We start from the raw sequence: 26,424 nt of genomic DNA, 5'->3' as shown, positions 1-26,424 counted from the left end.
ACCAGGCATCACCCCACCCTACAACCGCCCATGAATTAGCGACTCAGGACACTAGCTGTATTGACCCGCAGCGTTGTTAACGCGGGTGATGGGTGGCTTGCCGTCGAGTGCGGTGTGGCAGCGGTGGTGGTTGTAGGTGTGCAGGAATTCTGCCAGGGCCGCTGTCCGTTCGTCGTTCGAGGTGTAGGGCCGCACGTAGGCCCATTCGTCGAGCAGGGTGCGGTTGAAGCGTTCGACCTTGCCGTTGGTCTGGGGCCGGTAGGCGCGGGTGAGCTTGCCGGTCGCGCCGAGGTCGGCCAGGGCCTGGCGCCAGGCGAAGCTCTTGCGGTAGGGCCAGGCGTTGTCGGTCAGGACCCGCTCGATGCGGTCGATGCCGCAGGTGGCGAAGAAGGCTGCTGCCCGCCGCAGGAAGCCGGCGCAGGTGTCGGCCTTCTCGTCGCCGTGGATCTCGCTGTAGGCCAGGCGGCTGTGGTCGTCGACGGCGGAGTGGATGTAGTCGAAGCCCATGTTGCTGCGTGTGGCGCGGCCGGCCTGGCGGCCCAGGACCTTGTGGCCGCCTCCGTCGGGGATCCGGCCGAGCTTCTTGACGTCGACGTGGACCATCTCGCCGGGCCGGTCGCGTTCGTAGCGGCGGATGATCTGGCCGGTGGGCCGGTCCAGGAAGGCCAGGCGGTTGAGGCCGTGCCGGGCCGAGTTTGCGGTCCTGCCGCAGCCTGCACACGTGCGCCTCGATGGCGGCTGCGGTGCGGCGTGGTGTCCTGCGGGGGCGGCTGGAACGGTCGACGAGTCCGCTCTCGCCCTCAAACCGCCAGCGCCGGATCCATTTGTGGGCTGTGGGACGGGAGATACCCATCTCGGCGGCGACATGGGCAACGGGACGGCCGGAGCGGACACGCTCGATGAGCAGCCGCCTGCCGTGAACGGTCAGCCGGGCATTACGGTGGGACACGAAGGCCTCCGTGTGGTGAAGATTCGATACCTCCACCACACACAGGGGCCTTCGCCACGATCAAGTCCGACCCGCGTTAACAACGCTCGTGATCAATACAACTAGCTGCTCGCCGGTCGACCGTTGGCCGGTGTCTCGGTTTGCCAGCCGAGGAGGATCGTGCGAAGCGCCTGTTCGGCGAGGTGGCGGGCGCGGTCGTTGCCTACGTTGCCGAGGTAACTGAGCGACGCGATGCCGTACAGGGTGCCCCAGAGGATCTCGCAAGCCTGGTCGAAATCGGCCAGGACCACGTCGTGGGCAGTCGACCAGGTGGTGAGCAGCTCCTTGAGGGCGTCGATGGCCGGTTCCGCGACGCGTCGGCGTTCGTCCGCGTCGACCATCGGGTCGTTCATGACCTGGAAGAGGTGGGGGTGCTCGCCGGCGAACCGGACGTACTGCGACGCAATGCGCGTCATGCGCCGGTTTGTGTCGGGCTCCTGCGCGGCTCGGCGGAACTCGTTCAGCATCAGGCGGTGACCGTGCGCGACCAGCTCCAGTACGAGCGCGTCCTTGTTGGCGAAGTGCTGGTAGACGACGGGCGCGGAATATTGGACGTCGGTGGCGATGCGCCGGATCGTCAGGGCCGCGATGCCCTCGGTCTCGAGAACGTGCAGCGCGGCCTCGATGATCCACTCCCGGGTGTTTGCCCGTTCGCGGGCCCGTCTCGTGCTGGTCGACATGGTCCGTCATTTCGCTTCGATGGTGTCCTCGAACACTAGTCACCGCCTTGACCGCGCCGCCGACGCGCGCCATAGTTAACGACGTTAGAAAAACTAACGCCGTTACGAATGGGCAGTAAGTCATGATTTACCACATCAACAGAGTCACGATGAAGGCCACTGCGACGCCTGAGCAGATCGAGGGAGTGCTGGAGAGCTGGCGCAATCAGGGCCGGTCGAACCCCGCCATCAAGTCCTTCGTCGTCGGCCGCGACCACGGCGGCGACTACACGTACAGCGCGGTGTTCGTCGTCGAGGATCTTGACGGGCTCTTCGCCTACCTGACCCACCCGACCACCTACCAGACCGACCACCTCGGACTGCACCTGGTCGAACGGCTGGAGATCTTCGACGTCAGCGACGACGACGACCCCGACCTGAACGCCAAGATCCAGGAACTGCACCGGCGCCGCAACGAGCTCAACCCACAGATCGCCGGCATGCTCGCAGACGTGCCCACCTATACCGGCTCCGGCGTGGACGACTGACCGATACCCCGGAGAAGGAGAAACCGTCATGGCCAAGCACGTCATCATCGGTGCCGGTTCCATCGGCACCAACGTCGCTCGTCTGCTCGCCGAGCGCGGCGAGAGCGTCCGGATCGTCACCCGCAGCGGCTCCGGCCCCGAGCACCCGCTGATCGACCGGGTCGCCGCGGACGCGTCCGACCCGTCCCGCCTGACCGAGCTGTCCCGCAGCGCGGAAGTGATCTACCACTGCGCCAATCCACCCTCATACACGGCGTGGCAGCGCCTGCTGCCGCCCCTGCAGACGGCGGCCATCACCGCCGCCAAGGCGAACGACGCCGTCCTCGCACTGACCGGCAGCCTTTACGCCTACGGCCCGCAACCCGGTGGCCGGATGAACGAACACACCCCCATGGCCGCCACCGGACACAAGGGCCGCCTGCGCAGACGCATGTGGGAACAGGCCCTCGCCGGAGGAATCCGCACCGTCGAGGTCCGAGGCTCCGACTACATCGGCAAGGACGCCAACGGCATCTACTCCCTGCTCATCAAGTCGGCCCTGCAGAAAGGAAAAGCGGCCTGGATCACCGGCCACCTGGACATGCCGCACACCTTCACCTTCAACGGCGACATGGCACAGGCCCTCATCACGCTGGCCTCGCAAGAACGCGCGTGGGGCCGACCCTGGCACGTGCCGTCCGCGCCGGCCGTCACCATTCGCGAACTGGCGCGGCGCTACGCCATCGCGGCAGGCCGGCCACCGGTCAAACTCATCCAGATACCGCGCTCCGTGACGCGTACGGCCGGGCTGATCGTGCCGATCGCCCGCGAGATGGCCGAGATGGACTACCAGTGGTACGCGCCGTTCCACATGGACGCGACGGAGACCGCCGAGACCTTCGGCTTGACCGCCACCGACCTCGACACCGCCGTCCGCAACGAGGTCAGCTGAACTCACACCGCCACACCGGCACGTCGACGGCAGGTCCGCCGACACCCTGAAGGTTCGTGGTCACGGCACTAGCGATAAACGTTGCCCAGTCCCGCTTACAAAACCAGGCGAGGGAGCTCGGACGACTTCCTTTTCGAGCAGATCCACCTGGTAGGTCAGGCCGCTGCGGCTGTAGACGACGCCGTCGGCCAGGTCGGTCATGCGGTGGCTGCCCGTCGGCGAGTCCCCGAGGCGGGCCAGCAGCTGGAACTGCACATAGCTGAGATCGCCGGCCTCGCGCAGCTGCTGCTCGACCGCATGCCGGAGCAGGCTGGTCACCTCGATGAGGTCGAAGTAAGCGCCGAGCTGTACGGGGTCGAGCGACGGCGGTGAATCAGGCATGACCGCAGTCTACTGCTTCGAATTCGAAGAGAGTGGCCTGTCGCTGTGCCGGCCACCGCGGTCGGAGCTGGAACTGAATTCCTCCGCGAATGCCGGTGTCATCCCGGGCGCAGCGCCGAGACAGGCCACTTCGTCCGCTGGTCGGTACAGCACCGGCATGCCCGCGACCTAACCTACGGCACCGTCCGCTGGACCGGCCCGCTCAGCACCATCGACAGTGAGAAACGCTGGGACGATGCACGGCCGCCTCCTCAACGACGACTCACTGCCGACTCCGGATCGCGTCGCCGGACTGGTGCTGATCCTCTACGCACAGAAGATCGCCACCATCAGACAACTCACCGTTGCCGACGTCCACATCGACGGCGACACCGTCTCGATCACCTTCGGCAGCTCGCCGGTCGTCCTCCCCGCGCCGCTGGCCAGCCTGGTCCGCGAGCTCGTGGCGACCCGCCGCGGCAAGGCCAAGATCGACACTCCGGACGATGCCCCCTGGCTGTTCCCGGGCGGCCATCCAGGGCGCCCTCTCACGGACAGCCAGATCGGCAAGCGCCTCCACAACATCGGGATGGTGAAGAGGCATATCGGGTCCTACACGCGTGTGCGGGCGGCCGGTGCCCAGGCCGGGAGAACCTTCTGCCCAGGGGTCATCCTTCGTAGCGGGTGGCTAGGGTTCGTGCCGTCTGGGCGATGCGGTTGCGTAGTTCGGCCGGTGCCAGGATCTCGACATCGGCGCCCAGCCGCAGGAAGTCTCGGTGGGCGTGGTCGATCGACTCGATGGGCACGCGGACCTCTGTCCATCCGTCACCCGTGGGTGTCACGCCGAGGAGGCGGGCGCCCTCCGGAGTCAGCCGCACCAGGGCGTCCGCAGTGTGCAGTCGCGCTCGGAAGTCGGCCAGATAGACGTTCCAGTATCTGGCCAGGTCGAACCCGTCCGGAATGACGAACTCTTCTTCCAGCGGCCGGATTCCGAGGATCTGGTCGACTCGGTAGGTGCGGATCCCGGACGGCCCACCGGCGACCAGATACCAGCGGCCGGCCTTGAGGACGAGCCCGTACGGCTCCACCCCTCGCTCGATCTCCTCCGGCGCCCGCCAGCGCCGGTACCGCAGCACCACCGCCCGCCGCGTCCACATCGCGGCGGCGACCGCGGCCAGGTGAGGCACCCGGTCGACGTCGCCGTACCAGCCGGGGGCGTCGAGCAGGAAGCGTTCCTGGATCCGCTCGGCGTGCTCGCGCAGCTCCGCCGGAAGGGCGGCCCGCAGCTTGAGCCGGGCGGTGGCGAGCGCCTCGCCGAGGCCGAGTTCGGCAGCGGCATCGGGGAGTGCGACGAGGAAGGCGGCCCGCGCCTCGTCCACGGTCAGTCCGGTGAGCCGGGTCCGGTAACCGTCGACCAGCCGGTAGCCGCCCGCGTGCCCGGCGGCGCCGTACAGCGGGACGCCGGCAGCACCGAGCGCCTCGACGTCCCGGTAGACCGTCCGGACGGAGACCTCCAGTTCCTCGGCCAACTGCCGGGCCGTCATCCGGCCCCGGTTCTGGAGCAGCAGAAGCAGGGTGACGAGCCGGCTCGCACGCATGCCGCCTAGTATCCACTGACAGTTGATGTCAGCAGACCGGCCCTAACCTGCGGCACATGGACGACAACTGGACCAGGGACCTCACACACCGGGCGGGCCACCGCATGAGCATCGTCGAACTCCGGCAGTACACCCTGCATCCCGGCGCCCGAGAGACGCTGATCGAGCTGTTCGAGCGCGAGTTCGTGACCGGTCAGCAGGCGGTCGGCATCACCGTCGGCGGCCGGTTCCGCGACCTGGACGCCCCGGACCGCTTCGTCTGGCTGCGCGCGTTCCCCGACATGGCGCACCGCCGGCGCGCACTGGAGGCGTTCTACACGGGCCCGGTCTGGCGGGAGCACTGCGACACCGCCAACGCCACCATGATCGACAGCGACGACGTCCTGCTGCTGCGCGGCCCGGGCTTCACGCCGGAGCCGGGCGCGAGCGAGGTGCTCGCGACCATCTGCCATCCGACCGACGCGGCCGACTTCGACGCGTACGCCGCCCGGCACCTGTGCCCGGGCCACGCGCTGCACCGTACCGAGCACGCCGAGAACGACTTTCCCCGCTTGCCCGTCCGGACCGGGGAAGACGTCCGGATCTGGTTCGGCCAGGCTGAGCCTGCACCCTGGCCGACCCGACGGCTGCGATTAGAGCCCCTGCAGCCTCGGAACTCCTAACCGCGCACGCTCGTGAAACGTGCTGTCCGACGGGTGGTCAGGTAAGCGAAAAGTACCTCTGACCAGCAAGAATGAGGATTGTCGAGGTCCTTTTTCCTGCCACCGTCGGAGGCACTTCCCAGGTGAAGAAGCGTATCGAGTCCTATCCACGCGTCCGCGTCGAGGGCGGGGGCCAGGAGGTAGTGTCCCAGGCCGGGGCTGTGCTGCTGGTCGAGACGATCCGCAAGGCCGGGCTGGATCGGGCGATATCGACGGGGCTGATGCCATGGCGACGACCGCGGACGGTACACGATCCGGGCAAGATCCTGCTGGATGTGGCCCTGGCGGTCGCGCTGGGCGGGGACTGTTTGGCCGACGTCGGGATGCTGCGGGCCGAGCCGACCGTGTTCGGGCCGGTGGCCTCCGACCCGACGGTCTCCCGCCTCATCGACACCCTCGCCACGGCTGGACCGAAGGTGTCGACCGTCAAGTAATTCGGCTCTGGCGACGATCACGTGACGTTGGTCAAGGAGTCAGCAGTATCCGGAGTCGGAGAAGGCCGAAGTTGGCTCGCCCGTAGCACTGGCGTTTGAGGGCTTTGATGCGCGTCACAGCACCCTCGACAGCGCCTGAGTTGCGTTCCAGGGTCAGCCCGTTGATGACGGCGTCCAGGTCGCGGCGCAAGCCGGTGGCGAGCGTGTGCAGTGCCGGGAGGTCGTCGGCATCCACGGTGTCCAGCCAGGCCGGAAGATCGGTGCCACGTCGCTGCTGCATGATGGCGGCGAACTCGCGAATGTGGCTGTGCAGGCGTTCCAGATGCTCGCAGCTGGACACTGCGGCTTTCAGCCCGAGTGCTTCGTCCTCGTCGAGGTGGTCTGGGTGGGTGAGCATCCAGCGGCTGACCTGGCGTGGTTTGGGGATCGCCGGGGTGGTCGGAGCGGATTTTGCGGGGCCGTGCTTGCGTCCGTCGCCGTGGGGACGCAGTGGCCGCAGGTAGCGGCGGACGATCTGGACGCTGCCGGTGAAGCCCAGGGCGCGCAGTTCGGCGGTGATCTCCTGGGCGTTGGTGACTCCGGCGTTCCAGCGCTGGTTGACGACATCGCGCCAAGGGTCCAGTCGACTGGACCGGTGCTCGGCCTTGGCCAAAAGCTCCTCGACGGTGGCGGCGTTGGCGAAGCGGCGCACGGTCTGGATGTCGAGGTTCAACTCGCGGCCGACCGCCGCCCTGGACAAGCCGCGGGCCAGGCATTCCCGCACGTCGGCGTGGCGTTGTCGGGTCCGGGCGGCTAGCGGGTAGTCCCGGCTCGGCGGGCCGGGGATCTCCGGCGGGGGCGTGTGCTCGCCGGGTTCGGCCTCGGGCTGGACTTCGGCCTCGGCGCGAGCTGCCTGACGCAGGCAACCGTGGTGTGCCACGACCGTCTTCTGCGCCGCCTCACACAGGTTCTTCCATAAATGGAAGCGATCTGCGACTTGCGTAGCGTCCGGTGCGCCGGCCCGGACACCCTCAGCGTAGGTGCCGCCCCGGTCCCGGCACACGATCTCGACGCCCGGATGCGCGGCCAGCCAATCGGCCAGCGTCTGGGCCTCGCGGTCCGGCAGCACGTCGATTGGCCGGTGCGTTTCCATGTCGATCAGGATGGTGTTGTAGGAGTGACGGCGCCGGATCGCGAAGTCGTCGACGCCGAGCACGGTCACCTTCGGGACCTCGGGCGCGGGCTGCGCGCGGATCAGCTTGATGAGCAGGTCACGGCCGCACGGCATACCCAACCGGGTGGCGAGCCGGGATCCGGCCCGGCCAGCCAGCGCCAGCGCGATCGACACCAGCGCCTTGGTCAGCGTCGGCGTCCGCCTGGCGAACGGCGAGGTGAGGCCCGGGACCTGTTCGCTGAACGTCGTCTGGCAGCACGCGTCGTTGACGCATTTGAAACGGCGCACCGTCACCACAACCTTCACCCCGCGCCCGGCGACCGGCGAGTCCGCCAACGATCGGCGGTAGCGGCCGTGAACCCGCGCGGACCGGGCGCCGCAGCCGGAGCACGCTGCGGCCGGCGCGGAAGCCCGTACGGACAACGTCGCGGACACACCATCGGACTCCACCCGATCGACGGCCACTGCGCTCAGGTGCGGAAACAGGTCCTCAACACTCTGCGATAAGCACGTCGGTCATGCTCCCCGATCACACATAGTCCTGTGGGTCGCGACGCGTGCAAGGGCAGGGAACGTCACGTGACCCGCAAGAACCGAGGGAACTTGATCGCTTGTGGCCAACTCGGGTGTTCAGTCTTGAGAGATCGTGACCCGCCACAGGGAAAGGGGTTCGCCGCGAAAGCCTGGTCCGGGCATGATTCTCTCCGTGCAGGAGGACGAGAACCTTCGCGGGCCCACGCGGTACACGCTGACGGAGACCGAGCATGGCCATGCCTGGGGAGTCTGCGTCGAGGCGGAGGGGCTGTTCGGGGAACCCCGGCGTGGGACGTACGAACTGCTCGACTGGGTCCCGGTAGACGGCGAGGTGCGGGACTGGGTAGGCAGCCGGGTGTGGCTGGTGCCGGACGACGAGGGACTCGAACCTTGGCTGCTGGAGGACGCGGAGAGCTCAGGTCAGTTCCCCGGAACAGACAGTCTGCTGCTCACCGGTCTGGACGACTACGAAGGCCCACCCGAGGGCCACAGGGGCTCCGTCCGAGTGCACGACGGCCATCGCTGGCTGGGCTCGTGCCGGGAATTCGCCCGCGTCCTGCCACCCGAGCAGGTGGCACCCCCGCTCGTCCTGAGGGGACTCGCCCCGAGTGATCAGCTCAGGGCGGCACTGCTGAAGGGCACCCGGCGGGCGCTGGATCTGGAGGAGGCCGCCCTCGAGATACGGGACGACCAGGGCGAAGCCCTCACGGAACGACTGCTGTTGACCAGAGTCACCGCCTGGCAACCGTCCTCCAACGGGACGGACCTGATCGACCTGGAGCTCGAAGGGAAGCTCTTCACGCCCGTCCCCGAATACGCCCGGCCCATCTGGGAACGGTGGCTCGCCGGGCCACCGAAAACCCTGGGCGCCTGGGCCTGCCTCGACACCCGGCGCCGCGGGGCCTGGCTCGATCTCGTCCGGGAGCGGGCCTGCCGACGCGCCCACCGTGACCGGCCGGCTCGTCACGCCTACGAACTCGACGGTCGGCACATCACCGACGAACCTGGCCTCTACTTGGCGCTCGGTGAGGCGGTGAACGGACCGGGCGGCTACTTCGGCGGCTGCCTGGACGCCCTCGACGACTGCCTGGGCGGCACCTTCGGCTACACCGCACCCGCAACCCTGCTCTGGCGAGACGCCGTCACCGCACGCGAGCACCTGTCCAAGACCTTGACACCGGACGGCCAGCCCTACGACCTGTTCGCCGAGGTCCTCAACGTCCTGGCCGAGGGCGACATGCGCGTCACCCTGGCGTGAGCTGTACTCCGCCACAAGTGCGCCGCGACGCGTCGGCCAGAGAACATCACGTGATCGTCGCCAGAGCCGAATTGCGTGACCGTCGACAGAAGGCCCTGTCCGCGATTCGGGCCACGCGGGCCGAAGCCCGCGAGCGTGTCTGGAGCATGGCCAAGAACGCGGCCCCGGACGTCGCAGGGCAGGTGACCGTGGATCTGGACGGGGTGCTCGTGCTGGCCCACTCCGAGAAGCAGGGCGCCACCGCGACCTGGAAGAAGACCTTCGGACACCATCCTCTGATGGCCTTCGTCGACCACGGAAGCGGCGGGAGCGGTGAGCCGGTGGCCGGCCTGCTCAGGCCCGGCAACGCGGGCAGCAACACCGCCGCCGACCACATCACCACTCAACTCGCGCTGGCCCAACTGCCGAAGAAGTACCGGCGCGGACGCCAGACGCTGATTCGTACCGACTCCGGAGGCGGAACGCACGAGTTCGTCGCCTGGCTCGCGAAGCGGGGTCGGTGGCTGTCGTACTCCGTAGGCATGACCACCACCGAGCAGATTCACCAGGCCGTACTCAAAGTCCCCGCCCCGGCCTGGACGGCAGCGGTCGAGCCCAGCGGCGAGATCCGGGATGGGGCCTGGGTCGCCGAAATCACCGGCGACTGTCTCAAGGGCTGGCCGAAGGGAATGCGACTGATCGTCCGCAAGGAACGGCCGCACCCCGGCGCCCAGTTGCGCATAACCGACGCTGACGGACTGCGGCTGACCTGCTTCGCCACCAACACCACCGACATGCCGATCGCGGCACTCGAGCTGCGGCACCGCCAACGAGCCCGCGCCGAGGACCGCATCCGAAACGCCCGCGCCACCGGCCTGCGCAACCTGCCCCCTGCACGACACCGCGCAGAACCAGATCTGGCTGGAGATCGTCCAGATCGCCCTCGACTTGCTGGCCTGGATGCCCACGCTTGCTCTGACCGACGAAACCCGCAGGTGGGAGCCCCGTCGCCTCCGGCTACGCCTCTTCTCCGCCGCCGCCCGGATTGTCACGACCGCCCGCCGCCGACACCTGAGATTCGCACGCCACTGGCCCTGGACCGACGTGATCACCAACGCCCTGGCACGGCTCGAAGCTCTCCCCAACCCCGGCTGACCAGCCCTTTCCCGTCCCTGCGAGCAGCACCACCCCGACCGGAGCTGTGGAACCCGGCGCCCACCCGACGCGACAGCCGGGCCCTCGGCCTGTCGACCATCAGGCACGGAACGCGCGACGGTCCACCGACTCCGTCGGTGGACCGTCGCGAAAGATCGAGGCTAGGAACATGGCTGGGAGACAGTGGCATGGTCAAGAAGCGGTTGAAGGCTCGTGTGCCTACCCCGACTGCGGAGCACCGCTCATCCAGAAGTACACCGACTTCGAGACCATTGATGGCGGGATCACTCGTATCACCGACAGCAATCCGTGGTGCACCAAGGGGCACCCTCAACCGCTTGAGCAACCTGGCGACGAGGCACCGAATGTCCTCTGACACTGAAGTTTGACCGGCGAGTTTCATCCGGGGGTACGACGCTCCGGACCCGTCGTCTGGCTACTGCGCTGTGGCTTTGCGCTCCCTGCGAGACCGCAACCACGGGACCAGGTACCAGGAGGCCACCACCAACGCGGACGTCACCGCAGTGGACAACCAGCCCCTGTAGATGCCCGCGAAGCCGGTGACAAAGCACATGACGACGGTGAACACGGCCCAAACCACCAGCCAGCGAGCCGTCTTGACCATTCGTCCCTGTCGTCGCATGGCGCGAGCATATCCGCGGGCCTGAAGGGGAACAGACGAGGGCTGTCGCCCACGCAGAGGTCAACCTTCAGTGGCAATCGGTCAGGGTTCAGTGTCAGAGGACACCGAAAATCGAGAGCTAGCTGAGGGAGCTGTTGTCCCGTCTTTGGTGATCTGGTCCCGATCTCGATTGATCTCGTCCGTTTCACTCGCCGTCTCAGTTGATCTGGTCCGTCCTGACTCTGCTGCGCGGTGGCGTCGACCCCCTACTTAATCGCTGTCGACGTGCCGTGCTCGGAGCCATGCTGCCTCGAACTCGGCCGGGTGGATTTCCTTGTCCGCCCACTCAGGGTCAAAGAGGTCCACAACTGGCGGATTGAACGTCCAGTCGTTGGGACCGCTCTTCAGCGCGGTTCCGTCGTCGGCCAGCTCTACCTGGCGCAACCTGCGGCCGTCGGAGCCGACCTCCATGAAGTAGGTCGCGGGTTCATCGCCGTCGCCATCCCAGCGGCGCCGAAGGTGCACGATGCGCCGGTCCACAAGCGCGCCGAAACCGGGGCGGCCGCGCTGTGCGTCGCGCTTGGCCCGCAGCCCGTCCAGACCCGGAGGCATGGTCGGGGCGTCGATGTCGACTTCGTCGAGGTCCCCGTCAGCTCGCTCGATGACTTCTGGACTGTTGACCACCTCGACCTCCGCGAAGGTCTCAAGGACCTCTCGGGCCGATCGCGCGTGGACCCACCACCATGAACCGCCCATGCCGTAGTCGTGCAGGACGAGAAAGCGCGACTTCCGCGCGGCAGTGCTTGCCATAACGGGCGAGCGTAGTTGAGCGCGATCAAGTCCGGTACTTCCAATGTCGCGGCAGCGGTGCTGGACCAGATCGTCTGAGACAACAGCCACCATTCGTGCCTCAGGGAGCAGATCACCTGAGATTTTCCCGCCGCCGCTCGTCTCAGATGATCTGGTCGTCGCAGGTCACGACCCTGGCCCCGGACCAGATCAATCGCGACGGGACAGCTGTTCAAGAACCGATCCGTTGTTCGACAACAACGCCGGGACGTCGACACGCCGGGCCGCAATCGATTTCCCGTGTCCAACAAGGGTGTTCAACAACAGTAGGCGTCCAGGAGGTGGTGCCCTCCCTTGACCGGTTGGGCCGCTCGTCCAGAGCTTCGTGCAGCGACTGGAAGCCGATCCCGCGCTTCCGCAGCCCAGAGACGACTGTGGAAGTGCCTCGACTACCATCGAGATCAGGTCTTGGATCGAACTTGGCGAAGCGCAGGAGCTGTACCAAGACGCCTTCGTACAGCGGGTCCGTGCCCAGGCGGTCGTATTCCGCCCCGCCCACTTCCCCGGCGGCGCCGCCGCGGGACGCAAGGCCGCGGTCGAACACGTCAACCTGCACCTGGCCCACATCCGCGCGGGCCGCGCGCCGAACCTTTCCGCCCGACGGTGACAGCGGACAAGGCGGCCTCCGGCCAGCCCTACGCGGCCGGGCCGGATGACGTCGTGCCCTTCCGACCGCTGCGGAGCGGGGCCCTCTACCGGCGGCGTCCGAACAGGCGGCGGTTCTTCTTCGTCTCCGCTTCGGCCGCCTCACGCGCGGCGTCGTCCTCCGCCTGGCGGCGCGCGACACGTTCGGCTTCGGCACGGTCGGCGGCCTCCTTCGCACACGGCCCGCACAGGCCGTCCCGCTCGCTGTGCCAGGCGTACTGCCTGATCTGCTGCCAGCGTTCGTCGGTGAACTTCGCTCCGCAGCGCGTGCACACCGGCCGCTTCGCCTCCCGCTCCGCCGCCTCGCGCTCCGCCTGGCGTCGCCGGGCCTCCCGTAGCTGGACCGCGTACAGACGGTCGCCGTGGAGTTCATCGACTCCGTCTGCGACGTCAAGGAGGACGGCGTCCGCAAGCGTGACCGCAAGATGGTCATCCTCTTCCTCAGCGACCCTCAGTTCTGCAAGAGCCGCCCGTACGGTGATCACCTGCCCGCCCGCTGCAACCTTGGCACCGGTCCAGAGGCTCCCGCCTAGAGGTTGTCCCGTATGGGGTGTGAGTTATCGGGTGAGGGCCATGTTGTGTAGCCGGGCAATGCCGAGCATGGCCTGGTGAACGCCGTTGCCCTTGAGGCGGCAGTCGCGCAGGATCTTCCAGTTCTTCAACCGCGACAGGGCGTGTTCCACGCGGGCTCGGGCCCGGCGATGGACGGTGTTCTCCGCCTCCTGCTGCGGGCTGAGGTGCGTCTGGCCACGGCGTCTGCGGTGCGGGATGAGCAGGCCGGTGCCCTGGTAGCCGCCGTCGGCGATGACCGGGGCCCCGCGGCAGGCCCGGTCGACACCGGACTCGGTGAAGGCCCGGCAGTCGTTGCGACTGCCGGGCAGCGGGAGGCCGATCGCCACGACCATGCGGCTGTTGGCGTCGATGACGACCTGCAGGTTGGTCGAGTACCGGTAGTTCTTGCTGGAGGCGGCGATGCTCCGGTCGCGGGTGGGCACCAGGGTGCCGTCGACGATGTAGACGGTGTCCTTGCGCGGCCGGCGGGCCGGGGAGATGGCCAGCAGGGGTGCGAGGTGATCGAGGATGCGGTCGGCCGCAGACTTCGAGACCCCGAACAGCGGTGCCACCTGCCGCAACGTGAGATTGGTTCGCCAGTACGTCGCCACCAGCAACACCCGGTCCTCCAACGGCAGTCCCCAAGGCCGGCCCCGCTGAACGTCGCCGCCACGACGCCGTACCAACGCCACCAACCTGGCGAACTGCACCTCGGTCAGCCCGGAGAATGGCTCGATCCATTTCGGATCATCCGCTGAGATCACCCCACCCATGCCCAGCCAACGCATCAACCGCCACACCGGTTACGGGACAACCTCTAGGGCATCCACGCCGCACACACCGATCTTCCCGTGGGCGGCATGGGTACGGTCAGCACCTGCGATGCCACCACGCCAATTCCGGGTCTGCCATCGGCTCGTGATGCGTTCGCCTGAGGAGCACCACGAGGACTCCGCACAAGCCGTTACGTCGGTCGCCTCTCGAGCAGCTCGTTGAGGACCGACATCTTGTCGGGCCGTGCCTCCAGCAGGATGAGGCCGAGCACGGCAACCGGGTCGAGCGCGGGATCGCTGCGGGTGACGTATGTGTGGACAGTGCGGTCGGGCCGGGACGTCTCCCTGACATCAAGGATGGTTCGTTCTTCGGACGTTACGGAGAAGTGCAGCTTTCTGCGGAATCGAGCACGGCGGATGCGGTACTCCGCTTCCCACAGCAGCACGGTGTTCCCATGACGCTCTCCCACCGGCTGTCCATGTGCCGACAGCAGAGGCTGCCCCTCATTGAAGTCGACGAGCAGACGCGGGTCGTCGCCGACTCGGTCCGTGCTGCCCAGCACATGCTGACGACCAGGGCCGGCCTGCGCCGCGAACGCTCCGACGGGTTCACCGTCCAGTTGGAAGAACGAACTGAACGTCCACATCATCGACTGGCCCGGTCGAAGCCCACCGCTCGTCGTCACCGGCGCCTCACCCAGTTCCCGAAAAAGCACATCGTCGTTTCGCACATGGTCGCTGAGCCCCCATCGACTGCTGGGACATGACATTCACCAACGGAGACGTGAGCATTCCCGACGCGGTTCTTCATGTTGCTGCTGTGCCTCCCGCGGAGCAGGGCGGGGGTGCTGGCCGAGCAACTCGCGTCGTCTACTGCGGTGGCCCTAGACATCGTCAGTCGAGTGAACGCCAGCGTTCCTCTCAGAACAAACGGCGCGGGTCTGCGTCCATGACCTGTCCTCCGGCGCCCTCTGCGGTCACCTCAGTCAGTGTCTGCCCGACCATGCCGAGTGGAACTTGGCCGACGGCGCCAGGAAATGTCTACTCCCTTGACCTGGGTTGATCAACAACTCCTGGGTCCGAAGTTTGGGCCGTGGCGCAGGAGACACGCCTGACCTCCTGCGCAAAAAGGATCACCCTGTGGCGCTCGTGTCCGTAGTTCGCGGCTCGAACGCCCGCCCTCCCTGCAGAGGCAGGAAAAAACAAGATGACATCCCGTAGTGCGATCAAGCAGGTCGGTATCGCCGCTGCGCTGGTCCTGGCTTCGGTGCTGACGTGCGTCTCGCCCGCGAGCGCCGCAACCGACATCATGAAGGCCGAGCCGTTCAACGCCAACAAGCTGACGTTGTCGATCTGCAATGGCCGCACAACTACCTCGTACTGGCGGCTCAACGTCCAGACCGGTGAGCTCGTGAAGCTCACGCCGGCGCGGTGGAGCCTCCTGTTCAACGTCGGCTCCCCCACGTTGAAGCAGCCCTGGGAGGCTTTCCAGGGCCACTGCTCCTACCCCCAGTCGTCCAGCTGGACTTGGAACGGCCGGCCCTGAGAAGCGGATCAGCGACACTCTGGTGAACTGCAGCTACAGAAGCACACACTCAGCCTTTTCAGCCTGACCCTACAGCCAGCGCGGGTAGGCATCGCCGCCGGTGGAGATCCGACGTTCCTGTGATCTCGGCGGCGACCGCAGGGGTGTCGTCCCGGCCGAAGTCCGGGCGCAGGTCGCAGGTCGCGGGTGACGTGCCGGTCGCCGGTCGGCACGACGGGGCGGGTGATGGCTGCGGTCCTCGCCTGCATCCTCTTGACGAACTCTGCTTTATGCTCGGGTGATGGCCGATGTCTCGAGGATGAAGACCCTTTTTGCCGGCTGCATGGACAACGCGGCGAAGGTCGGCTTCAGCCTTGTCGACGGTCGCGAGTTTCTCGGCTGGATCGCTGAGGTCGCGGACGATCGGGTATCGGTCGCTTGGGCACCCAGCCCGATCTTCATGCAAGCCACGGGCGGCGAGAAGTGGAATCCGGACGATGAGTGGATACCGTTCAGCGCGATACTGGCCGGGACACTCGCGTGGTACGACACGTCTGCCAGGCGGTGGGTGACGTACCTGCATTGAGCTTCTTCAGCGTTGCCGCCATGTCCCTGGCCGAATCCCGGGGATTTCGTCTTCCTCAACCCAGCACCAGCCGCGGGCCTCGATGATCTGGATCCAAGAGCTCATCCGGAACAGCCATTGATCACAATCCGATACGCGCCCTAGCCGGACCGGTGGCGGCGCTGGGCAAGCTGCGAAGGTCCGGGCCAGCCCGAGCGGATCGTCGGCCGCGGCCAGACGGGCCAGTCGGGAGCGCTGCTCGCCGATGCCACGGCATCCGTCCAGGAGTCGCGAGCATCCGGGCCTTTACCCCGGGTCTTGGACACGGGTTATGCGGCTGGTGTCAGCGTAGTTGGTGTTGTTCAGGACGCCGTTTCGTAGGCGATTGGGCTGCGGTGTCCCAGGCGGGAGTGACGACGTCGGGTGTTGTAGCGGTGCAGCCAGCCGAACGCGTCGAGGTGGGCCTCGTGTTGGCGGGACCAGTACTTGCGGCCCTGGAGCGTCTCGCGTTTGAAGGTCGCGTTGAAGGACTCGGCGAGTGCGTTGTCTGCGCTGGAGCCGATCGCGCTCATCGACTGGCGGACGCCAGCCTGACGGCAGGCTTCGGCGAAGGCCCAGCTGGTGTACTGGGCTCCGTGGTCGGTGTGCATGACCGCTCCGGTGAGACTGCCGCGGGTGCGTTCGGCGGCGGCCAGGGCGTCGGTGACGAGCTCGGTGCGCATGTGATCCGCGATCGCCCAGCCGGCCAGACGGCGCGAAGCGAGGTCGATGACGGTGGCCAGGTAAAGGAACTTCCCGCCGCCCAGCGGGAGATAGGTGATGTCACCGACGTATTTCGTTTTGGGCTCACGCGCGGTGAAGTCGCGGCCGATCAGGTCCGGGGCCTTCGCCGCGGCCGGGTCCGCGGTCGTGGTGCGGTGCGGTGCCGGCGCCGCAGCCGCACTCCGGCCAGGCCGATGCTGCACATCACCCGGGCGATCCGCTTGTGGTTGATGCGCTCGCCCGTCTCGCGGAGTTCGGCGGTGATCCTCGGGACGCCGTAGGTGCCGCCCGATTCGTGGTGCACGGCCCGTATCCGAGTGGCGAGGCGGCCGTCGGTAGCCTCGCGGGCAGCCCGGTCCTCGGCCGTCGCACGCCAATAGTAGAAGCTGGAGCGGGCGACGCCCAGGATGGTGCACAGCCGCTTCACACCGTAGCGGCGCTGGTGGTCGGAGACGAACTGGAAGCGGTTCACCAGCGTGTCTCCCCGGCGAAATACTCGGCCGCCTTGCGCAGGATCTCGCGTTCTTCCTCCAATGCGCGGACCTTCTTGCGCAGAGCGGCGTTCTCCGCCTCCAACGGCATCGGCGGCTCCGCCGGCACCGCCGCCCGGCGTCCCCGCGGCCGGCGCGAGCCGGCTGCCCGGACCCAGTTCCGCAGGGTCTAGGTGTTGCGGGACATGACGTTGGTGACACAGGCCGATGTCAGGAAACCAAGATGCTTCGACGGGCATCGGTCGGGTAGCGTGCCGACCATGTCGAGTCCTGAGTCAGACAAGGTGGGGGCTTTCGGTCACGCCGTCAGCCCCCTGAACCACTGAGCTCGTAGCCCCGTCGTCGCGCCGCATTCTGCGGCCGGGCGACTGCGCCCTTGGGGCTGGCCGCGGTGACGAGATGACCTTCTCGTGCCTCTTCTCACCTCGGAGCCACTCGATGCCTCTCCCGCTGTACCTGCTTGCCGTGGCGGTCTTCGCCATGGGCACCTCGGAATTCATGCTCGCCGGCCTCTTGCCTGACATCGCCTCAGACCTCGATGTCACGGTCGGGACAGCGGGAACGCTCACCTCGGCCTTCGCGGTCGGCATGATCGTCGGCGCCCCCTTCGTGGCTGCGCTTGCCCGCAACTGGCCCAGGCGCTCCAGCCTTCTCGGGTTCATCCTCGCTTTCGCGGCAGCTCATGCCGTAGGCGCCATCACCCCCAGCTTTCCGGTCCTGTTCGCCACCCGGGTTGTCGCCGCGCTCGCGAACGCAGGGTTCCTTGCCGTCGCTCTGACAGCTGCCGCCACGCTGGTCTCCTCCGACAGGAAGGGACGTGCGCTGGCCGTGCTGCTGTCGGGCACGACGGTGGCCACGATCGCCGGTGTCCCTGGTGGTTCGGTGCTCGGCGCGTTGCTCGGCTGGCGGGCCACGTTCTGGGCTGTCGCCGCTCTCTGCCTGCCTGCAGCTCTCGGCATCCTGAAGGGAATTCCAGCAGGACGTGATGAGGATGAGGCGACTGGCAGGCCAGCGTTGCGAGCGGAGCTCGCCCAGCTCACACGGCCGCGGTTGATCCTGGTGATGCTGCTCGGTGCGCTGGTGAACTCGGCAACCTTCGGAAGCCTCACCTTCCTCGCCCCCGTGGTGACCGGCAGCGCCGGGCTGGGCGAGTTGTGGATCTCTGTCGCTCTGGTGCTCTTCGGCGCCGGTTCCTTCGTGGGCGTCACCGTCGCCGGCCGGCTGTCCGACCGGCGTCCCGGTCCAGTCATCGCAGTCGGCGGCCCACTGCTGCTCATCGGCTGGCTGGCCCTGGCAATGCTGGCCAACGAGCCGGTCGCCCTGTTCATCCTCGTCTTCGTGCAGGGCGCACTGTCGTTCGCGCTGGGCAGCACGCTGATTACGCGAGTCCTCTACGAGGCCGCAGGAGCCCCCACCATGGCCGGCTCGTATGCGACCGCGGCGCTCAACGTGGGCGCCGCCGTCGGCCCCGTCATCGCTGCGGCCACCTTCAGCACCGAAGCCGGGGACCTCGGTCCGCTCTGGGCGAGTGGACTCCTCGTCGCGGTCGCGCTGCTCATTGCGTTCCCCCTCCTCACCGCCATCACGGCCGGCCGGAGCACCGAGGTGCTCCAGTGACACATGCGAACGCCCCCTTGAACATCGAGGGACGCCGAAGGCTCGTGGAGCGCTGCCGCACCCGTCCGATCGCGCACGTCGCCGCCGAGGCGGGTGTCTCCCGCGCCTGCCTGTCCAAGTGGAAGAACCGGTACGACCAGTACGGCGAACTCGGGCTGCAAGACCGCCCAAGCGTCCCGCGATCCTCACCGACCCAGACCCCGCCCGATGTCGTCGAACGGATCGAGCGGTTGCGGCGGGACAACAAGTGGTCCGCCCGCCGGATCACCCTCGAACTCGCGAACCAAGGCGTGCGGATCAGCGAGCGCACCGTAGGCCGGTGGCTGGCGCGCCTGGGCATCAACCACCGCCGGTTCCTCGACCCCGACGGCTCGGCCAACAGGCGCCCGACGAAACGGATCGTGGCCCGCTACCCGGGCCACATGGTCCACCTGGACGTCAAGAAGGTCGGACGGATCCCCGACGGCGGCGGGTGGCGGGCCCACGGACGCGGCTCCGAGCAGGCCAGGGCCGCACAGCGCGCGAAGACCGGGGGCGCCAAGGGCGGGTATGTCTACCTGCACTCTGCCGTCGACGGATTCTCCCGCTTGGCCTACACCGAGCCCCTTCCCGACGAGAAGGCCGCCACCACCGTGGGGTTCCTCAGCCGCGCCCGCGCGTTCTTCGCCGCCCACGGTATCCACCGGGTCGTGCGCGTGGTCACCGACAACGGCGCCAACTACCGCGCCGCAGTCTTCGTACGCTCCGTGATCTCGTGGGCCTCCCGCCACCAGCGGACCAAGCCCTACACGCCCCGGCACAACGGCAAGGTCGAGCGCTACCAGCGCATCCTCGCCGAAGAACTCCTCTACGCCAGGCAGTGGACTTCTGAAGCAGAACGAGCTCGGGCGATCGCGGTCTGGAACGTCCACTACAACTACCACCGGCCTCACACCGCCGCCGGAAACCGTCCTCCAGCCTCACGCCTCCACGCGAGCGTCACCAACGTCATGGCCAGCAACACCTAGTACTCCAGTGTGACTTTGTGAGCTGTCCGGTTGAGGGATCGGCGAGCCGTCGCATCCAGTGGCTGCGGCAGGCTGTGGCCTGTGCGGAGACGTGGTCGGCGGGGTCGGCAAGGCACTGAGCAGGCGGTGGATCGGCCGGCCCGGGTCATCCCTCATGACCTGACCCGCCGTCCCGACCGCACCTGGCGCCGCCAGTCCGATGGGCTGACCCCGCGCGCCCGCTTGAACGCCACACTGAATGCGAACGCGTCCTCGTATCCCACCTCGCGCGCCACCGCGGCGACGGTCTCCTCCGTGTCGCGCAGCAGATCAGCCGCCAAGGCCATCCGCCAGCCGGTGAGGTATGTGAGCGGCGGTTCACCGACCGCGCCGGTGAAGCGCGCGGCGAAGGTGGCCCGGGACTGGCCGACCCGCGCGGCCAGCTCGGCGACCGTCCACCGGCGCGCTGGGTCCTCGTGCAGCAGGCGCAGCGCGTCGCCGACGGCGGGGGTCAGCAGCGCCCTGTACCAGGAGGGGGGTTCGGCCTGCGGCCGGGCGCACCAGGCGCGCAGCGCCAGGACCAGTACGAGGTCCAGCAGCCGGTTCAGCACTGCGTCCTGGCCGGGCTCCTCGTGGGCTACCTCAGCGGCGAGCAGGTCCAGTGCCGCCCGGGTGCGTGGCCCGGCGAGCACGACGGCCAGCGGCGGGAGCATGACCAGCAGGCGCTCGCCCACGTCGCCGCGGAGTTCGTAGGCACCCCTGAGCAGGGTGGTGGCGCCGGGCAGCCCGTCACCGTACGTGCGGGGCGCCAGGTTCTGCTGGGCCGCCGTCCCGCTGTCGATGACGTGCTTGCTTCCGCCGCGGATCACCACCTGCGGCGGGGTGTCCGGGGCGTCGGCGATCGTGTACCGGTTGGTGCCGCTGATCAGGGCGATGTCCCCAGCGGCCAACCGCACCGGCGCGGCCTGCGGGTCGTCGTCGAGCCGGACCGACGCGTGGCCGCCGAGGGTGGCCACGACCGTGAGCGAAGGCGCGTCGGCGAAGCTCATCGACCATGGTGGCTGCTGGATCAGTTGCCGGATCTGCGCGTTCCTGGCGCGGGACCGGTGCAGCAGATCGCTCAGGACGTCCATGCCGGCCACGCTAGACGATCAGAAAGGGATCAGAGACGTTCTCCCATGGTTCGTCTGCCTACACGGGGGTTGTCTGGAGGGCATGAAGAGCATCCTCGTTCTCGGTGGCACCGGCACGACCGGCCGCCGCATCGCCCGCCGCCTGACGGCCATGGGCCAGCCGGTCCGCACGGCGTCCCGCACCGGCGGCGACGTCCACTTCGACCTGGACAACCCGGCGACCTGGGCGCCCGCCCTGGATGGCGCCGCCGCTGTCTACCTTGTGGAGCCCAACCTGCAGCCCGGGATGGACCGGCAGGCGCGCATCCCGCGCCTGGTGGCCGACGCGGTCGCCGCGGGCGTGCGGCGGCTGGTGCTGCTCTCCGCCCACGGCGTCGGCAGAGCCGACGACAGCCACCCGCTCAAGGCCGCAGAACAGGCCGTCCGCGACTCCGGCGTCCACTGGACCATCCTGCAACCCGACTGGTTCGCGCAGAACTTCAGCGAAACCTTCTGGCTGCCGGGCGTCCTGGCCGGAACCCTCGCCCTACCCACCGGTGACGGGCGCACGCCGTTCGTCGACGCCGAGGACATCGCCGAGGTCGCCGCCGCGGCGCTGACCGAGGACCGCCACAGCGGACAGACCTACCAGCTCACCGGCCCGCAGGCGATCGGCTTCGGCGAGGCGACTGACTTGATCGCCGCCGCCACCGGCCGGACGGTTCGTCACCTCGACGTCGGCCCCGACGTCTTCGCGGACCGCATGGTCGCCCAAGGCGTGCCCGCCGACGTCGCTCGTCTGCTCACCAGCCTGCTCGTGGACATCCGCGACGGCCGGGGCGCGGGCGTCTCCGACGGCGTGGAGCGCGCGCTCGGCCGACCGCCCACGTCGTTCAGGGACTTCGTCGCCGAGGCCGCCGCCGCAGGTTGCTGGAGCTGACCCCGCCGTCGGCCGCCGAGCAAGCCCGGCGGCCAGCGGCCAGCGGCGACGCCAGATCCGTGTGGTGACTGCTCGGGTGCGGGGACGTTCCTACGGGGCGCGCAACACCAGGCGCAACATCCAGCGCAAGCGGGCCAGCTGCCGCAGCTCGGAACGCGCCGCCGGCACCGAGGGTGCGGTCTCCCAGTAGGGATGCCACCACAGCCGTACGGACAGGAGCAGCAGGCGGCGGCGCAGGGCGGTGGTGTCGCGGGGGCAACGCGCGGCGAGCGCTTCGTAGGTGGCGTTCCAGGTGGCTTGCGTCTGCACCAGGTCGTCGGGAACTCGGTCAGGTCCATTCCGGCATTAGATCGCTTGTCGCTTGTTCGAATTCCTTGTCACTTCGGACACGCCCTGCCCGACCCCGTGGTGTGACTGAGTGAGCTCTTTCAATGTGGCCACTGATCGGGTGACGATGTCGGCTTCCGCAACGGACAAGGCTCCTATGCCGTTGAGGGAGGTGTTCGACGTCTCAACTCATTGGCGCGGGAGCCTTGTTGGTTTCCTACCCTGCGCACTCAACCTGTCTCATGCCCTGGTCGAGTGGGTCACCATGCTCATCGTCACCCGCGAGGGTGATGCCCTCGTCGGTCTGGTGTACCTGCGCCGCCACGACACCCTCGCCCAACTCGCGGCCGGTTTCGGCATCTCCGTCGGCACCGCCCACGCCTACACGGCAGCGGTCATCGCCCTGCTCGCCGACCGCGCGCCCGGGCTCCTGCGGAGCCTGCGCGAAGCCGACCCCGACTACGTCCTGCTGGACGGCACCCTCGCGGAGTGCGACCGGGTCGGTGACAGCCGGGCCGACTTCTCCCAAAAACACCGACGCCACGGGCGTGAACGTGCAGGTGGTGACTGATCCAGTCGGACGGTTGCTGTGGATCTCCACCGGATCATCCGGATCATCCGGATCTGCGAACGCCAGGGCGTTCCGGTTCTCGCCGACCGCGCCTACATGGGTGCCGGCCCATGGGTGACAACATCTCTCAGACGCCTGGCTTTGTTCACGAGTTTCGGGTTCTGGCACAGATCTTGGGGAGTCGTCGCAGAGCGTTACCCCGATGTTCGATTGCGAGGAGACGGGTTCGTGTGAGACCGCGTACGCCTTGTCGTCCCCCGAAGCAGAATTGACGCTCCCTCAGATGTCTGCCGACGGCTGCTGCGATCGGTTGTGCACGGTGATGGTGCTGGTCATGCAGACCGATGCACCGTTCTGGGACTCCCTAGTGTTCGCCGGGATCGACGAAGTGGATGTCGAGGCGGCGACGGCCGCGTTCGGCACTGTCGAGGTGGTGGCGAGAGGCCGCGCGGCCAGCTCTGCATGTCCGGACTGCGGCCGCTTCTCGGACAGAGTCCACAACCGATACCAGCGCAGGCTGAAGGATCTTCCGCTCGCTGAACAGGGCTTCGTGATCCAGCTGACGGTCCGGCGCTTCATCTGCGGCAGCTCTACGGCCGAGCCGGATTCGAACTACTCCGCAAGATGATCCTGCTCCAGTAAGACTCCGAGACGCCCCCAAGATCTGTGCAAGAACCGGGAAGTAGGAATATTTGCTGCGGCGGGCGTGTGGACAGGGGTCCATGCAGGTGCCCAGCCGTGTCAGGATGGCCTCATGTTGATCCGAAAGGGCGATGCCGCGTAGGCGTCCCAAGGCCGTCCGTGCAGAGCGGTGGCGGCCACGATGGCAGTATCCGGTCCTGAGGGTCCGTGGTGTCTCCGCGCGGACTCGTGCAGCGATCCGCCGGGTCGAAGACCAGGAGATGTGGCCCAACGCGGTCGCTAATGCGCTCTCTCGTTTCGAGTGGGCTTTTAAGCAGCCTGGTCGGTATCTGAACGCCTCCGAGGCCTGTTCGCCCGGGATAGAGGTGGAAGATGCCCGTGATGACCTGGAGTGGGCGCTGCAGCACCTTCCTCCCGGGGCCAAACGGGACTTGGGCCGACTGATCACGCGCATTGATGAGGAATTCGAGCGCCGTACCTTGCCGGAGCCCAACAACATGGAGTGGGCAATGGACGGCTGGTGGTGGACCAGAATGCGTGAACGCTGACGGACCCCCGGGGTTGTGACCCTCTCCTGCAATCGAACGACCCCGTCACACTCCGCGACCGCTCCCCGAGATCTGTGCCAGAACCCCGTTCTCGTGGACAGAGCCAGACGCCCGCCAGGCCGCGACCTCACACCAACCCAACAAGCCCTCAACCACGCGCTGTCGACGGCACGGGCACCGGTCGAGCGCGGCGTCCCACGACTGAAGTCGTGGCGGATCTTCCGCAGGTCCCGGTGCAACCCGAATTGAATGTCGTCCATCGCCGACGCCGTCCTCACCCTGGAGCGGCAACGCTGACAGAGCGCCGTGATGGGGTCCTGCAGCAGTCGAGCCTCGGGTGCGTGGGCACGGATCCAGGTCATCGCAGGCTCTCGTTGGTACGAGCGCTCCAGACCGCCAGTGCGGCTGCCAGGGCGCAGGCGCCGCCGAGCCACAGAACGCCCTGAAGGGTGAGCGTGTCGACGATGACGCCGCCGGCCAGTGCGCCGAGGCCAATCGACAGGTTGAACACCGCCACCCACAGGGAGGAGGCCGCTTCCACCGCCTGTGGGGCCGCCTTGATCATCCAGGTCTGCAGGCCGACCGACACGCCGCCGTAGGCCAGACCCCAGACGATCAGCAAAATGGCGCCGCCGACCGTCGTCTGGCCCAGCAGCAGGAAGAGCGGCATCGCAACCGCGAGGGACACGGCGATGATCAACACGCTCCGGTGCACCCTGCGCGCCAGTGCCGCGCCGGCGGCGAAGTTGCCGATCATGCCTGCCATGCCGAACCCGAACAGCAGCGGGCCGACGAATCGTTCATCGATACCCGACAGCTTCTGAAGTGCTGGACTCACGAAGGTATAAGCCGAAAAGTGACCGAACACGATGAGGACCGTCGCGATGACGCCGATGCGCACACCCGGGTTGCGGAACTGCTCAGCCAGGAGACGCGGCCGAATAGCCTGCGAGGCGGCCAGCGGCGGCAGCGCGGCCAGCAGGGCGATCAGCACGATGAGCGCCAAGGCGCTCATCGAGGCGAAGGCGATGCGCCAGCCGGCGAGTTCACCGATCAGAGTGCCGAGCGGGACGCCGAACACGTTCGCTGCTCCGACGCCGCCGAAGATGATCGCAGTGGCGCGTGGCACGTTCTCAGTGGATACAAGCCGGACGGCCAGGCCGCTGGCGATGGCCCAGAAGCCACCGATCGCCACCCCGACCAGCACCCGGGAGGACACCAGGACGGCGAAGTTCGGTGCCACGGCCGATGCCACGTTGGAAAGGGTCATCAACGCCATCAACCCGAGCAGCAGGAGCCTTCGGTCCAGTCCGCCGACGAGTACCGGCACCACTGGTGCCGCGACCGCGGCGACCAGGCTGGGCACCGTCACCATGAGCCCAGCTGTTCCTTCGGAGACCGACAGTGCCGACCCCACGGAGGTCAGCAGGCCGATCGGCAGTTGTTCGGCGGTCACCAGCAGGAACGTTCCCAAGGCCACCGCGCTGACCGCCAGCCAGTGATCTTCCTTTGGTGCCTGCGGGGCGCCGGCCAGGGCGGCGGGCTGTTCTGCGGTCGTCACCGGTGTCTCCTCCACTCATTCGGGAGCGATCGCTCCCATACGTGGGGACCATAGTATGGGAGCGATCGCTCCACAAGTTCGGTAGACTCAGGGCATGGCACGCCCCCGACAGTTCGACGAGCAGGACGCGGTCGTCAGAGCGACCGAGCTGTTCTGGCGACGCGGTTACCACTCCACCTCGGTGCGTGATCTGGGTGACGAGCTCAAGCTCACGCCCAGCAGCCTGTACCGGACGTTCACCGACAAGCACACCCTGTTCCTGCGCGCGCTCGACCACTACCGGGCCACGGAGTCCGCTCAGGCCGAGCGATTGCTCGGCGCCGACGGCCGGCCGATCCGGCAAGTGCTGCGGGACTGGATGCTGTGGCTGGTCACCTGCCCGCCCGACGGCGAGCCCGGCAGAGGCTGCTTCGTGGTCAACACCGCCACCGAACTCGGCACCAGCGACGACCAGGTCCGCCGACGGACCGAGGCCGCCTTCGAGGTCACCCGGCAGGCGCTGCGCTCGTTGCTGCTCCAGGGGCGGCGCAAGGGCGAACTGCCCGCCGATCTCGACGTCGACGCCGCCGTGGAACTGCTGTTCACCACGGTTCTCGGGCTGCGGGTACGGGAACGCGCTGGCCACGACCCCGCACGTTTGGCCACCGCGATCGATGTCGCGATCCGGGCGTTGGGGCCCACGTCGAGGACACCTTCCTGACCGCCACGGCACCAGTCCAGCATTACCTCCACCGGACCACTGGCGACTGGCGACTGGCGACTGGCGACTGGTCAGAAGTGCAGACCATGGGCATGGGCTTTCGCCCCCGCAGCCCCTCGGGACGAGTTCGGCAAGCCCCCGAATCCCAACATCGTCAATCGCCGCGACCTTCCCCACCCAGGGGTGGCAATGCTGAACGAGCTCAGTGCTTCGGTTGGCCACTGAGTGCGATGGTTGGCCACCAACGAGCGCTGCGGTTGGCCGCCTCGTCGGTCTTGGGGGTGTAGACAGCTGTGAGCTGGCTGGGCCCGGACTGGGAAGGTCGGTTGGCCTAGAGT

General features: G+C 67.8%; 26 protein-coding genes and 6 pseudogenes. 18 read left to right on the top strand and 14 right to left on the bottom strand.

Annotation, left to right across the window (positions count from 1 at the left end; genetic code table 11):
• Nucleotides 1–51: 51 nt before the first annotated feature.
• Both ACFVYN_RS25760 and ACFVYN_RS25755 read right to left on the bottom strand, forming a co-directional pair.
• Nucleotides 52–949, bottom strand: a pseudogene (locus ACFVYN_RS25760) (IS481 family transposase).
• A 101-nt stretch (nucleotides 950–1,050) separates the two neighbouring features.
• The gene (locus ACFVYN_RS25755; RefSeq protein WP_390002234.1) at nucleotides 1,051–1,668 is read right to left on the bottom strand and encodes a TetR/AcrR family transcriptional regulator; all 618 of its coding nucleotides are present in this window, start codon (nucleotides 1,666–1,668) and stop codon (nucleotides 1,051–1,053) included.
• Between the two features lie 122 nt (nucleotides 1,669–1,790).
• Here ACFVYN_RS25755 and ACFVYN_RS25750 point away from each other — a divergent pair, with 122 nt between their 5' ends.
• Complete coding sequence (locus ACFVYN_RS25750; RefSeq protein WP_390002232.1) at nucleotides 1,791–2,195, top strand: Dabb family protein; 405 nt, start codon at nucleotides 1,791–1,793, stop codon at nucleotides 2,193–2,195.
• Between the two features lie 28 nt (nucleotides 2,196–2,223).
• A complete protein-coding gene (locus ACFVYN_RS25745) occupies nucleotides 2,224–3,126 on the top strand; it encodes an SDR family oxidoreductase (RefSeq protein ID WP_390002231.1) in 903 nt (300 codons plus the stop codon).
• Nucleotides 3,127–3,186: 60 nt separating this feature from the next.
• Here the strand turns inward: ACFVYN_RS25745 and ACFVYN_RS25740 are convergent, their stop codons facing one another.
• The 3 genes from ACFVYN_RS25740 to ACFVYN_RS25730 all read right to left on the bottom strand — a co-directional run bounded on the left by ACFVYN_RS25740 (nucleotide 3,187) and on the right by ACFVYN_RS25730 (nucleotide 5,084).
• Nucleotides 3,187–3,507, bottom strand: a complete 321-nt coding sequence (locus ACFVYN_RS25740; protein WP_390002229.1) for a MarR family winged helix-turn-helix transcriptional regulator — start codon at nucleotides 3,505–3,507, stop codon at nucleotides 3,187–3,189.
• A gap of 262 nt (nucleotides 3,508–3,769) precedes the next feature.
• Entirely contained in the window at nucleotides 3,770–4,090 is a 321-nt protein-coding gene (locus tag ACFVYN_RS25735) for a hypothetical protein (RefSeq protein WP_390002227.1), read from the bottom strand.
• Between the two features lie 64 nt (nucleotides 4,091–4,154).
• Nucleotides 4,155–5,084 (bottom strand): helix-turn-helix transcriptional regulator, encoded by a 930-nt coding sequence (locus ACFVYN_RS25730; RefSeq protein WP_390002226.1) that lies wholly within the window; start codon nucleotides 5,082–5,084, stop codon nucleotides 4,155–4,157.
• Nucleotides 5,085–5,140: 56 nt separating this feature from the next.
• Here ACFVYN_RS25730 and ACFVYN_RS25725 point away from each other — a divergent pair, with 56 nt between their 5' ends.
• The gene (locus ACFVYN_RS25725) at nucleotides 5,141–5,746 is read left to right on the top strand and encodes an NIPSNAP family protein (protein ID WP_390002224.1); all 606 of its coding nucleotides are present in this window, start codon (nucleotides 5,141–5,143) and stop codon (nucleotides 5,744–5,746) included.
• Between the two features lie 122 nt (nucleotides 5,747–5,868).
• Nucleotides 5,869–6,201 (top strand): annotated as a pseudogene (locus ACFVYN_RS25720) (transposase); the annotation flags it as partial.
• Nucleotides 6,202–6,250: 49 nt separating this feature from the next.
• On the opposite strand, the gene ACFVYN_RS25715 reads toward ACFVYN_RS25720, so the two are convergent.
• The gene (locus ACFVYN_RS25715) at nucleotides 6,251–7,807 is read right to left on the bottom strand and encodes an ISL3 family transposase (protein WP_390002222.1); all 1,557 of its coding nucleotides are present in this window, start codon (nucleotides 7,805–7,807) and stop codon (nucleotides 6,251–6,253) included.
• A 259-nt stretch (nucleotides 7,808–8,066) separates the two neighbouring features.
• Here ACFVYN_RS25715 and ACFVYN_RS25710 point away from each other — a divergent pair, with 259 nt between their 5' ends.
• Nucleotides 8,067–9,164, top strand: a complete 1,098-nt coding sequence (locus tag ACFVYN_RS25710) for a barstar family protein (protein WP_390002220.1) — start codon at nucleotides 8,067–8,069, stop codon at nucleotides 9,162–9,164.
• An 86-nt stretch (nucleotides 9,165–9,250) separates the two neighbouring features.
• Nucleotides 9,251–10,298, top strand: a pseudogene (locus ACFVYN_RS25705) (IS1380 family transposase); the annotation flags it as partial.
• 892 nt (nucleotides 10,299–11,190) lie between these two features.
• On the opposite strand, the gene ACFVYN_RS25700 reads toward ACFVYN_RS25705, so the two are convergent.
• Nucleotides 11,191–11,730 (bottom strand): hypothetical protein, encoded by a 540-nt coding sequence (locus ACFVYN_RS25700; RefSeq protein ID WP_390002219.1) that lies wholly within the window; start codon nucleotides 11,728–11,730, stop codon nucleotides 11,191–11,193.
• Nucleotides 11,731–12,094: 364 nt separating this feature from the next.
• On the opposite strand from ACFVYN_RS25700, the gene ACFVYN_RS25695 reads away from it, so the two are divergent.
• Nucleotides 12,095–12,376 carry a hypothetical protein gene (locus ACFVYN_RS25695; protein ID WP_390002217.1) on the top strand — a complete coding sequence of 94 codons (282 nt, stop codon included), beginning with the start codon at nucleotides 12,095–12,097 and terminating at the stop codon, nucleotides 12,374–12,376.
• Between the two features lie 85 nt (nucleotides 12,377–12,461).
• Here the strand turns inward: ACFVYN_RS25695 and ACFVYN_RS25690 are convergent, their stop codons facing one another.
• Entirely contained in the window at nucleotides 12,462–12,689 is a 228-nt protein-coding gene (locus ACFVYN_RS25690; protein ID WP_390002215.1) for a hypothetical protein, read from the bottom strand.
• Between the two features lie 87 nt (nucleotides 12,690–12,776).
• Between ACFVYN_RS25690 and ACFVYN_RS25685 the strand changes: the two genes are divergently transcribed.
• A complete protein-coding gene (locus ACFVYN_RS25685) occupies nucleotides 12,777–12,947 on the top strand; it encodes a hypothetical protein (protein ID WP_390002214.1) in 171 nt (56 codons plus the stop codon).
• Nucleotides 12,948–12,971: 24 nt separating this feature from the next.
• Here ACFVYN_RS25685 and ACFVYN_RS25680 read toward each other — a convergent pair whose 3' ends face one another.
• Both ACFVYN_RS25680 and ACFVYN_RS25675 read right to left on the bottom strand, forming a co-directional pair.
• Entirely contained in the window at nucleotides 12,972–13,739 is a 768-nt protein-coding gene (locus ACFVYN_RS25680; RefSeq protein WP_390002212.1) for a transposase, read from the bottom strand.
• 191 nt (nucleotides 13,740–13,930) lie between these two features.
• A complete protein-coding gene (locus ACFVYN_RS25675; RefSeq protein ID WP_123980044.1) occupies nucleotides 13,931–14,470 on the bottom strand; it encodes a hypothetical protein in 540 nt (179 codons plus the stop codon).
• Between the two features lie 476 nt (nucleotides 14,471–14,946).
• Between ACFVYN_RS25675 and ACFVYN_RS25670 the strand changes: the two genes are divergently transcribed.
• Together ACFVYN_RS25670 and ACFVYN_RS25665 are read left to right on the top strand one after the other, a co-directional pair.
• Entirely contained in the window at nucleotides 14,947–15,285 is a 339-nt protein-coding gene (locus ACFVYN_RS25670) for a hypothetical protein (protein WP_390002211.1), read from the top strand.
• 280 nt (nucleotides 15,286–15,565) lie between these two features.
• Nucleotides 15,566–15,850, top strand: coding sequence for a hypothetical protein (locus tag ACFVYN_RS25665; protein WP_390002210.1), 285 nt, complete (start codon nucleotides 15,566–15,568; stop codon nucleotides 15,848–15,850).
• A gap of 341 nt (nucleotides 15,851–16,191) precedes the next feature.
• Here the strand turns inward: ACFVYN_RS25665 and ACFVYN_RS25660 are convergent.
• A pseudogene (locus ACFVYN_RS25660) lies at nucleotides 16,192–17,251 on the bottom strand (IS3 family transposase); the annotation flags it as partial.
• Nucleotides 17,252–17,520: 269 nt separating this feature from the next.
• On the opposite strand from ACFVYN_RS25660, the gene ACFVYN_RS25655 reads away from it, so the two are divergent.
• Nucleotides 17,521–18,699 (top strand): Cmx/CmrA family chloramphenicol efflux MFS transporter, encoded by a 1,179-nt coding sequence (locus tag ACFVYN_RS25655; RefSeq protein WP_390002208.1) that lies wholly within the window; start codon nucleotides 17,521–17,523, stop codon nucleotides 18,697–18,699.
• The gene (locus ACFVYN_RS25650; protein WP_390002206.1) at nucleotides 18,696–19,706 is read left to right on the top strand and encodes an IS481 family transposase; all 1,011 of its coding nucleotides are present in this window, start codon (nucleotides 18,696–18,698) and stop codon (nucleotides 19,704–19,706) included. Before ACFVYN_RS25655 ends, ACFVYN_RS25650 begins: the two co-directional genes overlap by 4 nt.
• Before the next feature lie 152 nt (nucleotides 19,707–19,858).
• Here the strand turns inward: ACFVYN_RS25650 and ACFVYN_RS25645 are convergent, their stop codons facing one another.
• Nucleotides 19,859–20,818 carry a cupin domain-containing protein gene (locus tag ACFVYN_RS25645; RefSeq protein WP_390002204.1) on the bottom strand — a complete coding sequence of 320 codons (960 nt, stop codon included), beginning with the start codon at nucleotides 20,816–20,818 and terminating at the stop codon, nucleotides 19,859–19,861.
• 82 nt (nucleotides 20,819–20,900) lie between these two features.
• Here ACFVYN_RS25645 and ACFVYN_RS25640 point away from each other — a divergent pair, with 82 nt between their 5' ends.
• Nucleotides 20,901–21,737: an SDR family oxidoreductase gene (locus tag ACFVYN_RS25640; RefSeq protein WP_390002202.1), complete on the top strand. Its 837-nt coding sequence runs from the start codon at nucleotides 20,901–20,903 to the stop codon at nucleotides 21,735–21,737.
• Nucleotides 21,738–21,827: 90 nt separating this feature from the next.
• Here ACFVYN_RS25640 and ACFVYN_RS25635 read toward each other — a convergent pair whose 3' ends face one another.
• Nucleotides 21,828–22,046: a hypothetical protein gene (locus ACFVYN_RS25635; RefSeq protein ID WP_390002200.1), complete on the bottom strand. Its 219-nt coding sequence runs from the start codon at nucleotides 22,044–22,046 to the stop codon at nucleotides 21,828–21,830.
• Nucleotides 22,047–22,329: 283 nt separating this feature from the next.
• Between ACFVYN_RS25635 and ACFVYN_RS25630 the strand changes: the two are divergent.
• The 4 genes and pseudogenes from ACFVYN_RS25630 to ACFVYN_RS25615 form a co-directional block, all read left to right on the top strand.
• Nucleotides 22,330–22,770, top strand: a pseudogene (locus ACFVYN_RS25630) (transposase family protein); the annotation flags it as partial.
• 148 nt (nucleotides 22,771–22,918) lie between these two features.
• Nucleotides 22,919–23,263, top strand: coding sequence for a transposase family protein (locus tag ACFVYN_RS25625; protein ID WP_390002198.1), 345 nt, complete (start codon nucleotides 22,919–22,921; stop codon nucleotides 23,261–23,263).
• Nucleotides 23,264–23,537: 274 nt separating this feature from the next.
• Complete coding sequence (locus ACFVYN_RS25620) at nucleotides 23,538–23,825, top strand: hypothetical protein (RefSeq protein WP_390002196.1); 288 nt, start codon at nucleotides 23,538–23,540, stop codon at nucleotides 23,823–23,825.
• Nucleotides 23,826–23,930: 105 nt separating this feature from the next.
• A pseudogene (locus ACFVYN_RS25615) lies at nucleotides 23,931–24,074 on the top strand (transposase family protein); the annotation flags it as partial.
• A gap of 109 nt (nucleotides 24,075–24,183) precedes the next feature.
• On the opposite strand, the gene ACFVYN_RS25610 reads toward ACFVYN_RS25615, so the two are convergent.
• Nucleotides 24,184–25,386 (bottom strand): MFS transporter, encoded by a 1,203-nt coding sequence (locus tag ACFVYN_RS25610; RefSeq protein WP_390002194.1) that lies wholly within the window; start codon nucleotides 25,384–25,386, stop codon nucleotides 24,184–24,186.
• A 94-nt stretch (nucleotides 25,387–25,480) separates the two neighbouring features.
• On the opposite strand from ACFVYN_RS25610, the gene ACFVYN_RS25605 reads away from it, so the two are divergent.
• The gene (locus tag ACFVYN_RS25605) at nucleotides 25,481–26,086 is read left to right on the top strand and encodes a TetR/AcrR family transcriptional regulator (RefSeq protein ID WP_390002192.1); all 606 of its coding nucleotides are present in this window, start codon (nucleotides 25,481–25,483) and stop codon (nucleotides 26,084–26,086) included.
• Nucleotides 26,087–26,424: the final 338 nt, after the last annotated feature.

This window comes from Streptomyces sp. NPDC058307 (genome assembly GCF_042880295.1).
Lineage (GTDB): Bacteria > Actinomycetota > Actinomycetes > Streptomycetales > Streptomycetaceae > Streptomyces.
This window is presented reverse-complemented; position numbering and strand designations above follow the sequence as displayed.

What these genes read in the sequence shown, in the direction of transcription:
- ACFVYN_RS25710 (WP_390002220.1), top strand. Translation starts at nt 8,067, where the DNA reads ATGATTCTCTCCGTGCAGGAGGACGAGAACCTTCGCGGGCCCACGCGG.
- ACFVYN_RS25730 (WP_390002226.1), bottom strand. Translation starts at nt 5,084, where the DNA reads ATGCGTGCGAGCCGGCTCGTCACCCTGCTTCTGCTGCTCCAGAACCGG.
- ACFVYN_RS25700 (WP_390002219.1), bottom strand. Translation starts at nt 11,730, where the DNA reads ATGGCAAGCACTGCCGCGCGGAAGTCGCGCTTTCTCGTCCTGCACGAC.
- ACFVYN_RS25725 (WP_390002224.1), top strand. Translation starts at nt 5,141, where the DNA reads ATGGACGACAACTGGACCAGGGACCTCACACACCGGGCGGGCCACCGC.
- ACFVYN_RS25645 (WP_390002204.1), bottom strand. Translation starts at nt 20,818, where the DNA reads ATGGACGTCCTGAGCGATCTGCTGCACCGGTCCCGCGCCAGGAACGCG.
- ACFVYN_RS25735 (WP_390002227.1), bottom strand. Translation starts at nt 4,090, where the DNA reads ATGCCTCTTCACCATCCCGATGTTGTGGAGGCGCTTGCCGATCTGGCT.
- ACFVYN_RS25755 (WP_390002234.1), bottom strand. Translation starts at nt 1,668, where the DNA reads ATGTCGACCAGCACGAGACGGGCCCGCGAACGGGCAAACACCCGGGAG.
- ACFVYN_RS25640 (WP_390002202.1), top strand. Translation starts at nt 20,901, where the DNA reads ATGAAGAGCATCCTCGTTCTCGGTGGCACCGGCACGACCGGCCGCCGC.
- ACFVYN_RS25620 (WP_390002196.1), top strand. Translation starts at nt 23,538, where the DNA reads ATGTGGCCCAACGCGGTCGCTAATGCGCTCTCTCGTTTCGAGTGGGCT.
- ACFVYN_RS25740 (WP_390002229.1), bottom strand. Translation starts at nt 3,507, where the DNA reads ATGCCTGATTCACCGCCGTCGCTCGACCCCGTACAGCTCGGCGCTTAC.
- ACFVYN_RS25665 (WP_390002210.1), top strand. Translation starts at nt 15,566, where the DNA reads ATGGCCGATGTCTCGAGGATGAAGACCCTTTTTGCCGGCTGCATGGAC.
- ACFVYN_RS25670 (WP_390002211.1), top strand. Translation starts at nt 14,947, where the DNA reads ATGACATCCCGTAGTGCGATCAAGCAGGTCGGTATCGCCGCTGCGCTG.
- ACFVYN_RS25605 (WP_390002192.1), top strand. Translation starts at nt 25,481, where the DNA reads ATGGCACGCCCCCGACAGTTCGACGAGCAGGACGCGGTCGTCAGAGCG.
- ACFVYN_RS25745 (WP_390002231.1), top strand. Translation starts at nt 2,224, where the DNA reads ATGGCCAAGCACGTCATCATCGGTGCCGGTTCCATCGGCACCAACGTC.
- ACFVYN_RS25625 (WP_390002198.1), top strand. Translation starts at nt 22,919, where the DNA reads ATGTCTGCCGACGGCTGCTGCGATCGGTTGTGCACGGTGATGGTGCTG.
- ACFVYN_RS25680 (WP_390002212.1), bottom strand. Translation starts at nt 13,739, where the DNA reads ATGGGTGGGGTGATCTCAGCGGATGATCCGAAATGGATCGAGCCATTC.
- ACFVYN_RS25655 (WP_390002208.1), top strand. Translation starts at nt 17,521, where the DNA reads ATGCCTCTCCCGCTGTACCTGCTTGCCGTGGCGGTCTTCGCCATGGGC.
- ACFVYN_RS25750 (WP_390002232.1), top strand. Translation starts at nt 1,791, where the DNA reads ATGATTTACCACATCAACAGAGTCACGATGAAGGCCACTGCGACGCCT.